Annotated in this window: 8 protein-coding genes and 2 pseudogenes; 6 read left to right on the top strand and 4 right to left on the bottom strand. The window is 62.4% G+C overall.

Annotation, left to right across the window (positions count from 1 at the left end):
• Window positions 1-38 precede the first annotated feature (38 nt).
• From FGD77_RS20455 to istB, 4 genes and pseudogenes are all read left to right on the top strand, one after another.
• A complete protein-coding gene (locus FGD77_RS20455; protein ID WP_255013324.1) occupies window positions 39-413 on the top strand; it encodes a hypothetical protein in 375 nt (124 codons plus the stop codon).
• Window positions 414-538: 125 nt separating this feature from the next.
• A pseudogene (locus FGD77_RS20450) lies at window positions 539-1,004 on the top strand (DDE-type integrase/transposase/recombinase); the annotation flags it as partial.
• A gap of 100 nt (window positions 1,005-1,104) precedes the next feature.
• Window positions 1,105-1,929, top strand: a pseudogene (locus FGD77_RS20445) (IS21 family transposase); the annotation flags it as partial.
• Window positions 1,919-2,713: an IS21-like element helper ATPase IstB gene (gene istB / locus FGD77_RS20440; RefSeq protein WP_255013322.1), complete on the top strand. Its 795-nt coding sequence runs from the start codon at window positions 1,919-1,921 to the stop codon at window positions 2,711-2,713. The pseudogene FGD77_RS20445 and the gene istB, both read left to right, overlap by 11 nt.
• A 582-nt stretch (window positions 2,714-3,295) precedes the next feature.
• Here the strand turns inward: istB and FGD77_RS20435 are convergent.
• Both FGD77_RS20435 and FGD77_RS20430 read right to left on the bottom strand, forming a co-directional pair.
• Window positions 3,296-5,185: a propionyl-CoA synthetase gene (locus FGD77_RS20435; protein WP_255013320.1), complete on the bottom strand. Its 1,890-nt coding sequence runs from the start codon at window positions 5,183-5,185 to the stop codon at window positions 3,296-3,298.
• 347 nt (window positions 5,186-5,532) lie between these two features.
• A complete protein-coding gene (locus FGD77_RS20430; protein WP_255013318.1) occupies window positions 5,533-7,809 on the bottom strand; it encodes an NADP-dependent malic enzyme in 2,277 nt (758 codons plus the stop codon).
• A 192-nt stretch (window positions 7,810-8,001) separates the two neighbouring features.
• Here FGD77_RS20430 and upp point away from each other — a divergent pair, with 192 nt between their 5' ends.
• Window positions 8,002-8,634 (top strand): uracil phosphoribosyltransferase, encoded by a 633-nt coding sequence (gene upp / locus FGD77_RS20425; protein ID WP_255013315.1) that lies wholly within the window; start codon window positions 8,002-8,004, stop codon window positions 8,632-8,634.
• Window positions 8,635-8,799: 165 nt separating this feature from the next.
• Here upp and FGD77_RS20420 read toward each other — a convergent pair whose 3' ends face one another.
• Window positions 8,800-9,828 (bottom strand): hypothetical protein, encoded by a 1,029-nt coding sequence (locus tag FGD77_RS20420; protein WP_255013313.1) that lies wholly within the window; start codon window positions 9,826-9,828, stop codon window positions 8,800-8,802.
• Between the two features lie 219 nt (window positions 9,829-10,047).
• Here FGD77_RS20420 and FGD77_RS20415 point away from each other — a divergent pair, with 219 nt between their 5' ends.
• Window positions 10,048-11,067 carry a type I glyceraldehyde-3-phosphate dehydrogenase gene (locus FGD77_RS20415; protein WP_255013311.1) on the top strand — a complete coding sequence of 340 codons (1,020 nt, stop codon included), beginning with the start codon at window positions 10,048-10,050 and terminating at the stop codon, window positions 11,065-11,067.
• Here the strand turns inward: FGD77_RS20415 and FGD77_RS20410 are convergent.
• A complete protein-coding gene (locus FGD77_RS20410) occupies window positions 11,051-11,734 on the bottom strand; it encodes a tyrosine-protein phosphatase (protein ID WP_255013309.1) in 684 nt (227 codons plus the stop codon). The two genes, FGD77_RS20415 and FGD77_RS20410, sit on opposite strands and share 17 nt — an antisense overlap.
• Window positions 11,735-11,828 lie beyond the last annotated feature (94 nt).

Genomic DNA, 11,828 nt, shown 5'->3' with positions numbered 1-11,828 from the left:
CGCCTCTTCGGCGCACCAATGGACGATCCAGAGCAGAGATGATGATGGATGTCCGTGTGGCCGCTTCTGACGCCGGGGTGCCACCGCCCAAGGTGTTCTTCCGGCGCTGGCAGGGCCGGGAATGTCTGCGCATCGATATGAATGGAGACATCATCTTCTACGATGGCATCCTCGCTTGGCACGCAGGTGACGATGTCCAGAGTTGGCCGCGCAAGGTATTTCTCAATCGTGCAGAAATTGCTCCTGAGCAAGGAGATGCGGCGCGCTCGAGATCGGAAAACTCCGGGCGCCTCGGAGCTCTGGAACCCGAGTTTCCGGCTTCCAGCGATCGGGAATGGGCATCGTCGGGGCCGGACAGCACGGAGCCCGAGGACCTGGAAGAGGAAGACGCAGACCCCGCTCCCGACTGGTAGGGCAATCCTCCTGCACACGCGTTCCGCCGTTTTCCGCAGCCGAAATCCGCCCTGTGACGGACCGGCAATGTGCTCTGCGATCTTGCTCAATCGACGCAAACCGCCACCGGCATCGACACCCGCATGTCTATGTTGCCTTCGTCATCGATACGTTCGCTGATCGCATCGTGGGGTGGCGGGTATCGCGGTCGGCCAAAACGGACTTTGTTCTCGATGCTCTTGAGCAGGCGCTGCATGATCGACGGCCTGTTCAGAAGAGCGGACTGGTTCATCATTCGGATCGCGGTGGGCAATATCTGTCCATTCGATACACTGAGCGTCTGGCCGAAGCTGGCATCAAACCATCGGTCGGCAGTGTCGGCGATTCCTATGACAACGCACTCGCTGAGACGATAAACGGCCTCTACAAAATTGAGCTGGTCCATCGTCAGGGGCCTTGGCGCAACATGCAGGATCTGGCAAATGGCGACACTCGGCTGGGTCGATTGGTTTAATCACCGGCGCCTGCTTGGACCTATCGGAAACATCTCGCCAGCCGAGGCGGAAGAGAACTACTATGCACAGCATGACGTGCTCGATATGGTCGCGTGAAATGAAGCTATAGGTCTCCGGTAAAACTGGGGCGATTCATTCCAAACATTTCCATCAGGTCGCTTTCGCGGAAGGTTCTCGTCATCTCGAAGCGATAGTGGGATGGGAGAAAGGCCAGGTTGAGAAGAACGTCCGGGACGCGCGGCATCGGTTTTGGCAGCCTATGCCGGAGCACTCTGATCTTGCGGCGCTGAACGATTGGCTGGAACAGCGCTGTATAGCGCTGTGGCACGACATCCCTCACGGAGCTCTGCCCGGCAGCATTGCCGATGTCTGGATACAGGAGCAGGCTACACTGATGCCGTTGCCGCGCGCTTTCGATGGGTTCGTTGAGCACAGCAAGCGTGTCTCACCCACTTGTCTGATCAACTTCGAGCGCAATCGCTACAGCGTTCCAGCGTCTTTTGCGAACCGGCCGGTCAGCTTGCGCATCTATCCCGAACGGCTCGTTGTGGCGGCAGAAGGCCATATCCTGTGCGAACACTCACGCGTCATCGACCGCTCACACAAGAACCTGGCGCGCACGGTTTATGACTGGCGGCATTATCTGGCGGTCCTTCAACGCAAACCAGGTGCGCTTAGGAATGGCGCACCCTTCGCAGAGTTACCTCCTGCATTCAGGCAATTGCAGGATTTGATGCTACAGCGCCCTGGTGGCGATCGCGAGATGGTCGATATCTTGGCGCTGGTCTTACATCACGATGAACAGGCCGTGCTGGTCGCTGTGGAAATGGCCTTGGCAGAGGGTGTCGCGACAAAGACCCATGTGCTGAACCTCCTACACCGGTTGATCGACAGAAAGACGACAGGCGGGCCCAATATCGACACGCCGCAGGCCCTTGCTCTGAACCATGAGCCAAAGGCGAATGTCGAACGCTACGACGGCCTGCGTGCCCGAACCGCCGGAGGTCGTCATGCGTCATGACCCTGCCAGCGGCGCCGTCATCATCATGCTGCGCAGTCTGAAGATGCACGGCATGGCCCAAGCCGTCACCGACCTCATGGAGCAAGGCGCACCGGCCTTTGATGCCGCGGTGCCGATGCTTGCCCAGTTGCTGAAGGCCGAAGTGGCAGAACGGGAGGTGCGCTCCATTGCCTATCATATGAAGGCCGCACGCTTCCCGGCTTACAAGGATCTCTCCGGCTTCGACTTCGCAGCCAGTGAGATCAACGAGGCCACGGTGCGACAACTTCATCGTTGCGAGTTTATGGACGGCGCGCAAAACGTCGTGCTGATTGGAGGCCCTGGGACTGGAAAAACCCATGCCGCAACCGCCCTCGGCGTTCAGGCCGTCGAACATTATCGTCGGAAAGTGCGCTTCTTCTCGACCATCGAACTGGTCAATGCCCTCGAGCAGGAGAAGACCCTTGGCAAGGCCGGAAAGATTGCCGAAAATCTCACCCGGCTTGATCTCGTGATCCTGGACGAACTGGGCTACCTGCCGTTCAGTGCCTCGGGTGGCGCTCTGCTTTTCCACCTGCTGAGCAAGCTTTATGAGCGCACCAGCGTCATCATCACCACGAACCTGAGCTTCAGCGAATGGGCCACCGTCTTCGGCGATGCCAAGATGACAACCGCACTCCTCGACCGCCTGACCCACCGCTGCCACATCCTGGAGACCGGAAACGACAGCTTCCGCTTCAAGGCAAGCTCAGCCGCAGCAGCCAAAAAGAAGAAGGAGGACAATCATGTCTTGACCCAAGACTGACCACCGAAACATAATCTAAAGGTGGGTCACTTCTCGATGGAAAACCCGGGTCACTTCTGCATGGAAATCTACACTCAGGCTTTTTTTTGAGCTTGGCGACCAGACTGGGCATAAGCATTCCCGCCAAGATGGCTTCTAAATGTATACCGAGCTTGCCGCTACATCTCCGCAATGTTTAGGTGGATCCTGAGGGGGCAAGGAGCGACCGTGCTTGCTAAATTGTCTTTCAATTCGATCCGTATTGAATCAAGCGCCTTGAGGTGCCGATCAACAGCGCCCAAGGGGTATCCATCAATAGAACAGAGGCCAACCACGCGCTGACAATTGAACTGGACCACCCGATGCTCGACCCCACGATTTTCCGGGCTCGCTATGTGATCCAATATCGGAAAACACTTTAGAAGCTAACTTGATCTTATGTCTCGATTGTCGCACACAGGTGTATCACTGCGGATGACGTCACAGCCGAAAAGACACGTATTTACAATGCACTAACGTATTTACTCTTATCCCTCCGAAGAGGATATTTTCAGCAAGAAGAATGAGGGTGGGCGCCGCGTGTATGTGCGGCGCCCCGCGCGTTTATTTCGGGTAGCCGATGGTTTTGAGCGCCTCTGCGATTTCGTCCAAAACGGCGGGATCGTCGATGGTGGCGGGCATCTTGTAATCCTCGCCGTCGGCGATGCTGGCGATGGTGCGGCGCAGGATCTTGCCCGAGCGGGTTTTGGGCAGACGGTCGACCACGACCGCCAGTTTGAAAGCGGCCACAGGGCCGATTTTTTCGCGCACCAAGGCGACGCATTCGCGGGTGATGTCTTCGCTGGGGCGGTCGACGCCCTTGGTGAGGCAGACGAAACCGACAGGCACCTGGCCCTTGAGGTCGTCCTTGGCGCCGAGGACGGCACATTCGGCGATGTCGGGGTGGCTGGCCAGCACCTCTTCCATCAGGCCGGTGCTGAGGCGGTGACCCGCGACGTTGATGACGTCATCGGTGCGGGCCATGATGTAAAGGTATCCGTCCTCATCGATAATGCCGGCGTCGCCGGTTTCGTAATAGCCGGGGAAGGTGTCGAGGTAGGATTTGCGAAACCGCGCTTCGGCATTCCACAGCGTCGGAAGGGTGCCGGGGGGCAGGGGGAGCTTGATCGCGATGGACCCCAATTCGCCCGCTGCCTTGGGGGTTCCGTCATCGGCGAGGATGTGGATGTCGTAGCCCGGCATCGGCAGGGTGGGTGAGCCCATCTTGACCGGAAGCGCCTCGATCCCTGCGGGATTGGCGGCGATGGCAAAGCCGGTTTCGGTTTGCCACCAGTGGTCATAGACGGGTTTGCCCAGCACCTTTTGCGCCCATTGGATGGTGTCGGGGTCGGCCCGCTCGCCCGCCAGGTAGAGAGCGCGCAGGTTTGACAGGTCGTATTTTTTCAGTAGGTCCCCATTGGGATCCTCGCGCTTGACCGCGCGGATGGCGGTGGGCGCGGTGAAGAAGCTGCGCACATCATGCTCGGCGATCACCCGCCAGAACGTGCCGGCGTCAGGGTTGCCGACCGGCTTGCCCTCGAACACGACGGTAGTGTTGCCGTGGATCAGCGGGGCGTAGCAGATATAGCTGTGCCCGACGACCCAGCCCACGTCGGAGGCCGCCCAGAACACCTCGCCCGGGTCGACGTTGTAGATGTTTTTCATCGTCCAGTTGAGCGATACGAGGTGGCCGGCAGTGGCGCGGATGACGCCCTTGGGCGCGCCGGTGGTGCCCGAGGTGTAGAGGATATAGGCCGGGTGGTTGCCCTCGACGGGGACACATTCGGCAGGTGTCACGCCGTACTGGAACGCGAACCAGCTGACGTCGCGACCCTGGACCAGCTTGGCGACCTCTTGTTCGCGCTGGAAGATGACGCAGAAATCGGGCTTGTGCGTTGCCTGCTCGATGGCACCGTCGAGCAGGGGCTTGTATTGGACGATGCGGTTCGGCTCGATCCCGCAGGACGCGGCGATGATCGCCTTTGGGGTGCAATCGTCGATGCGCACGGCCAGTTCGGACGCGGAAAATCCGCCAAAGACGACCGAATGGATCGCGCCGAGCCGCGCGCAGGCCAGCATCGCCTCGAGCGCTTCGGGGACCATGGGCATGTAGATGATGACACGGTCGCCCTTTTCCACGCCCTTGGCGCGCAGCGCGCCCGCAAGGCTGGAGACGCGGGCCTGAAGTTCGCTATACGTGATGCGGTGCTTGGTGCCGGTCACCGGGCTGTCGTGGATGATCGCGGCCTGCGCCCCGCGCCCGGCCTCGACGTGGCGGTCGACGGCATTGTAGCAGGTGTTCACCTTAGCATCGGCGAACCATTCATACATGTCATTGCCGCGGTCAAACTGCGCCTTGGTCGGGGGTTCGACCCAATCGATGGCCTCGGCCTGTTTCAGCCAATAGGCCTCGGGGTCGGATTTCCAGCTTTGATAGATCTCGGCGTAGCCCATGGTGCACTCCCTGCTTGTTGATACCTTTCTAGAGCGCCGACAGGGGGCACGGCAAGACGCGTCGCGTTGACCAGCGGACGTCAGATGGCCGCGCTAGCGCCGACGCCTCCCTGGAAGGCGGGGCGGTGATGCTTTCATGGTCAGGGATGGTGGCCCGCAGCCATAGCGAACCGCGTAGGCCAGAAATCACAGTTAGCGCGATACTGCATCGCAGCGCCAGACCCCAGAGGGGCGACGGTCACGCTTCAAGCGCTACCATGGCGAGGAAGATCGGCAGGCCCTATGGGCGCACCGCGTCGCTGGCGCCGTCGTCGATCCGCGCCCAAAAACCCCAGCGATTGACGCGTTCAGCCATAATGCGCGACGGGCGTTCCGGCGATGGCGGCCATGTTCAGCAGCCCGCGCGCGGTGATCGAGGGTGTCACGATATGCGCGCGGTTGCCCATGCCCATCAGGATCGGGCCGACCTCCAGCCCGCCCCCCTTCATTTTCAGGATGTTGCGCACACCCGACGCTGCATCGACGTTGGAGAAGATCAGCACGTTCGCCGCCCCCTCCATCCGGTTGTCGGGCAGCAGGCGTGCCCGCAGCTCTTCGTCCAGCGCGGCGTCGAGGTTCATTTCGCCCTCGTAGCAGAAATCGCGGGGCTTCGCGTCCAGCAGGGCAACGGCGGCACGCAGGCGCTTGCCCGAATCCTCGCCCTGATTGCCGAACTGCGATTGCGAGCAAAAGGCGACTTTGGGTTCGATCCCGAAGCGGCGCACATGGCGCGCGGCGCCGATGGCCGTTTCTGCCAGGTCTTCGGGCAATGGGAAGACGCGGACATGCGTATCGCTGATGAAAAGTGGCCCGTCTTCAAGGATCATCATCGACAGGGCGCCATGGGGGCGGCGATTGGCATCCGATAGCACCTGACTGACATAATTCAGGTGCCAGCGGTATTCGCCGAAGGTGCCGCACAGCAGGCTGTCGGCCTCGCCGCGGTGGACCATGACGGCGCCGATGGCGGTGGTGTTTGTGCGCATGACCGCCTTGGCCAGATCGGGGGTGACGCCGCGTCGCTTCATGATCTCGTGGTAGCTGGTCCAGTAGTCGCGATAGCGCGGATCGTCCTCGGGGTTGACCAGACGGAAATCGCGGCCGGGGCGGATGTTCAGGCCCAGCCGTTCACAGCGGGTTTCGATGACCGAGGGCCGACCGATCAGGATGGGCTGCTCTCTGGTTTCCTCCAGGATGGCCTGCGCGGCGCGCAACACCCTTTCGTCCTCGCCTTCGGCAAAGACGATACGGCGGGCGTCCTTTTTCGCGGCCTCGAAAACGGGACGCATCAGCAGGGCGGATTTGAACACGGACGCGTCCAGCTTGGCCTTGTATGCGTCCAGATCTTCCAGCGGGCGGGTGGCGACACCGCTGGCCATGGCGGCGCGTGCGACGGCTGTGGAGACGATGCCCGACAGGCGGGGATCAAAGGGCTTGGGGATCAGGTAATCGGCGCCGAATGTCATCGATTCGCCATGATAGGCGGCTGCGGCCTCGGCGGAGGTCGTGGCGCGCGCCAGCTCGGCGATGCCGTCGACGCAGGCGATTTGCATTTCGTCGTTGATCTGCGTCGCGCCCACGTCCAGCGCGCCGCGAAAGATGAACGGGAAACACAGCACGTTGTTGACCTGATTGGGAAAATCGCTGCGGCCCGTGGCGATGATCGCGTCCGGCACCGCCTCGCGCGCGAGGGCGGGCATGATTTCGGGCGTGGGATTGGCCAGCGCAAAGACGATGGGGCGCGCCGCCATTTTTCGCACATGGTCCAGCGTCAGCGCACCGGGGCCGGACAGGCCAAGGAACAGGTCCGCGCCGCCGATCACGTCATCCAGACCGCGCAGATCGGTCTTTTGCGCGAATTCGGTCTTTTGCGGATTCATGTCCTCGGCCCGGCCCTCGTAAACCAGCCCGTGAATGTCGCACAGCCAGATATTTTCGCGCCGCGCCCCCAGTTTCACCAGCATGTTCAGGCAGGCGATCCCGGCAGCGCCACCGCCGGTCGAGACGATCTTGATGTCCTCCCAGCGTTTGCCGGTGACGTGCAGCGCATTTTTCGCCGCCGCCCCGACAACGATGGCGGTGCCGTGCTGATCGTCGTGGAAAACCGGGATGCCCATTTTTTCGCGGCAGATCTTTTCCACGATGAAACAATCGGGCGCCTTGATATCTTCAAGGTTGATCGCGCCGAAGGTGGGTTCCAGAGCGCAGACGATCTCGGCCAGCTTTTCGGGGTCTGATTCGTCCAGTTCGATATCGAAACAGTCGATGTTGGCGAATTTCTTGAACAGGACGGCCTTGCCCTCCATCACCGGCTTGGAGGCCAGCGCGCCGATATTGCCAAGGCCCAGAACGGCGGTGCCGTTGGTGACGACCGCCACCAGATTGCCCCGGCTGGTATAGCGGCTGGCATTTGCCGGGTCTGTCTGGATCTCCAGACACGCCTCGGCGACGCCGGGGGAATAGGCGCGGGCCAGATCGCGGCCATTGGCCAGCGGTTTGGTTGCGCGCACTTCCAGCTTCCCGGGTTTGGGGAACTCGTGATAGTTCAGTGCCGCCTGTCGTAGCGTATCGCTTGTGTCGCTCATCTGGCAGATCCTAGCGTGATTTGGTTTAACATTGAACCAACCGCCGCATTGCGATGTGTCCGGGGCCTGCCTGAGTGTGCAGTCTTGCGCGCATTTGCGCAATCGGGAATGGGGCGGCGGCCTGCCTCGGCCATTGCCCTTGGCCTCTGCATCCGGATAAAAGGCCATAATCATTCGCCGGAAGGATACCCCATGCAAGAGCATCTTACGATCGTCAAACACCCGCTGGTCCAGCACAAGCTGACGCTGATGCGCGAAAAGGACGCTTCGACGGCAGTGTTCCGGCAGCTTCTGCGCGAAATCTCGCAACTGCTGGCCTACGAAGTCACGCACGAGCTGCCGATGACCACGCGCGAGATCGAAACGCCGATGCAAACGATGGACGCACCGGTGCTGGCCGGACGCAAGCTGGCGCTGATCTCGATCCTGCGGGCCGGTAACGGCCTGCTGGACGGCATGCTGGAGCTGATCCCGTCGGCGCGGGTCGGCTTTGTCGGGCTCTACCGGGACGAGACGACGTTGCAGCCCGTGCAGTATTATTTCAAGGTGCCAGACCAGATGGACAAACGGCTGGTGATCGTGGTCGATCCGATGCTGGCGACGGGCAATTCATCGGCCGCCGCCGTCGATCTGCTGAAAGAGGCCGGCGCCAAGGATATCCGGTTCCTGTGCCTGTTGGCCTCCCCCGAAGGTGTTGCGCGCATGAAAGAGGCGCATCCTGATGTGCCTATCGTAACCGCGTCGCTGGATGATGGGATGGACGACAAGGGCTATATCCTGCCGGGTCTCGGGGATGCCGGCGATCGGATGTTCGGTACGAAATGACGCAGAACCGCGGAAGCGGACCTGTTTACCCAGACATATGAGTTCAGACAGGATTCCCCTACATATTGTGGGGCAGTGTAAGGTTTCGCGGCCTTTCGCGCTGACGCGGATACGCCGGGGGCGGGTCCGGCGTTTTGCAGTGCCAACCTGCAGCGCAGCCTTGGCTCAGCCGCCGCAGATCCCTTGCAGGCGCAGCCAGTCGGCATCGCTCAGCACCGCTGGCGGGGCGCCCGATGCAAAGGGATCGGCCTCGATCAGGTGCAGGGTCGTTTCGCCGGTGATGTCGCGGGCATAGGCGTAGGGCGTGCTGCGGATCGACCACGCCTTGAACCCGTCCAGCAGGGCGGCGCTGTCCACGGACGCGGACGGGGCGTCGGTCAGAAGATATTCGGCATAGCTGCGCAGGGCCTCGGTTCCCGGCTCGCCCGTGGTCAGCAGCCGGAACGACGCGATCATGCCGACGTGGTCCAGCAGACGGCCCAGCGGATCATAGGCGCGGGCGCGCGTTCGTTCGGCGACGATATAGCCGGCGACGACGTCGGGCTCTTCGAAATCTTCGACCAGCGAGCGGTGCAGCAGGATCGTGCCGCCGGGCAGGGTGGCGGTGCTGTCAACGCCGTCGCGTACGACGCGCAGCGCGCCGGTGCCGCGCCGGGCAGGCAGGCGTTCGGCCAGACGCGCCAGCGCGGTGGCACCTGCGGGCGCGCGGCATGGCGGACCGGTCACGGCCTGCATCTGCGCCTCGAGGGCGGCACCGATCTGGGCGCGTTTGACCGGTGGCACCACGCGCAGCGCATGGTCACGTACCGCGCCCGGCAACCAGAAAATCGCCAGCGCCGCCACAACGGCCATCGATCCCAGCACCATAGCCAGCCGCAGCCGCCCCGGACGCGGCCTGAGGCGCGCAACACCGGTGCGCAGCTTTTCTATGGCGTCAATCATCTGATATTCGGCTGCGCCCAACTCTAGCGTTTCGCCGGTGTCGCCGTCCGGGTGATAGATCGCCGGCGTCTGGCCGGGATTGGCCCGCACGACCGCCGGGATCGACCAATGTGTCAGCGCCCGGTCGCGCATATCGGTGATGATGAGGGTCGCATCGCCAACTGACACTACCACCTCGCGGCGCTGATCGCCGGGGGCGGCGCGCCACAGGCCCTGCGCCTCGAGCCGTTCGTATTCGCTAAGTGCGGTCATGTGGTGGGATCTGCCCTGCGTTTTTTGCCGGACACTAGCATGATGGCGATACCAGCGGCAATCGTTCGGGCGCAATAGGCGCGGCGGCGTTTGTGGCGGTCCGGGTCCGCGCGCCGCGCGGGAGTATTTGCGGAACAATGAAAGCCGCGTGAGGGGGGTGGCGGGCGCGGCGTGGGCGCGCTAACGATTGGCGGGAATACCGCTTTCGGAGTCAATGTGATGTCCCAGCCGCCTGTCAGGATCGCCATAAATGGATTTGGCCGGATCGGTCGCGCCATCTTGCGGATCATCTTGCAGGGTCGCACTGATATCGAACTGGTACTGATCAACGAGATCGAGCCGCTGGAGACCTGCGCCTATCTGTTTGAATATGACAGCGTTTACGGCACCTGGCCCGGCAAGGTCGCCACCGCGCCGGGCACGCTGATCGCAGGGGGGCGCGAGATCGCCTTTCACTCGGCGCCAGACCTGCGCCAGTTGGATCTGAGCGGTGTCGATCTGGTGTTGGAATGCACCGGCATGGCGGGCAAGCGCGCCATGGCCGCGCGCGGGATCGAGGCGGGCGCCGGGGCCGTTCTGGTATCCGGCCCGGCGGCCGAGGCGGACGTGACGCTGGTTCTGGGCGCGAACGAGGCGGCGCTGGCCGGTCAGGACATCATTTCAAACGCGTCCTGTACCACCAATGCACTGGCGCCGTTGGCACGGCTGCTGGACGAGGCGTTCGGCATCGTATCGGGCCAGATAACGACGGTGCATTGCTATACCGGCAGCCAGCCGACGGTGGACAAGCCGCGCGGCAATCTGGAGCGGAGCCGCGCCGCCGCCCTGTCGATGGTGCCGACCACGACCAGCGCCCGGCGCCAGATGGAACTGGTCCTGCCGGATCTGGCAGGGCGGATCGAGGCGCGCGCGATCCGGGTGCCGACGGCCAGCGTGTCGTGCATTGATTTGGTTGTTCAGACGACGCAGCCGGTGTCGGTGGATATGGTGAACGCCGTTCTGCGCGATGCGGCGCAAACTGGGCCCTATACCGGTGTCTTTGGCTGGACCGAACGGCCGCTGGTGTCGTCCGATCTGCGCGCGCGTCCGGAATCGATCATCATGTGCGGGCGCGAAACCTCCGTATCGCAGGGCGGGCTATGCCGTGTGTTTGGCTGGTATGATAACGAGTGGGGGTTTTCCTGCCGGATGCTGGACATGGCCGCTCGCATCGGGGCGGGCCTTAGAACCAAGGCTTGAAACGGGCCTCGAAATCGGCCTGCACGGCGGTGTTGTCGTATTCGGTCTGCACCCATTGCTCGAACCCGATGCCGGTTTCGGCGTGGCGCGTCTCGTAAAGGTCCAGAATGTAATCCAGCACGCCGGTACGCGAGCGGCGCACATGCAGGAACCGCAGGCCCAGCATCGGGCGCGCCTCGGCCACGCTGCGCCCCTCGATCACCATCAGGTAGATGGCCGAGGCGAATCCGGCCCGGTCCGCGCCGGATTTGCAATGCATGACAAAGGGCTTCTCAATGCTGCGAAAGGCGTCGATCAGGGCCTGAATATCCTCGGGCGGGGCGGCGTATCGGGCATGCAATGTCACATCGACCAGCGTCAGGCCCAGTGCCGCGCAGCTTTCCTTTTCGGTCAGGTAATGTGCCGCGCCGGCCGAGCCGCGCAGGTTGAGGATGGATTTGACGCCCATCGCCTTCATCCGGGCAAACCGCTTGTGCGTGGGGTGGTTCGAGCGCCAGACGCCCGGCGCGACCTCGTACTGGTTGGTCCAGATGCCGCGCAGGATGGCGTGGTCGAACCACAGGTTGTAGATATGCGCGCGGCGCCGGTTTTCGGGGGTCGAAAGGTCGGTGTTGTAGGATTGGCGCAGGTTACGCTCCCACGTGGCCAGTCTTTTGAAGGGGGTCATGTTGGCCTCGGGGCTGCGGCAGGAATGTTCGGGTTTAGCCTTGCGCGTGCATCAAGGCAAGCCGCGCGGGTGGATTGACGCGGCCCCCGTTGGC

This window comes from Roseovarius sp. M141 (assembly GCF_024355225.1).
In the GTDB taxonomy this organism is placed as follows: domain Bacteria; phylum Pseudomonadota; class Alphaproteobacteria; order Rhodobacterales; family Rhodobacteraceae; genus Roseovarius.
This window is presented reverse-complemented; position numbering and strand designations above follow the sequence as displayed.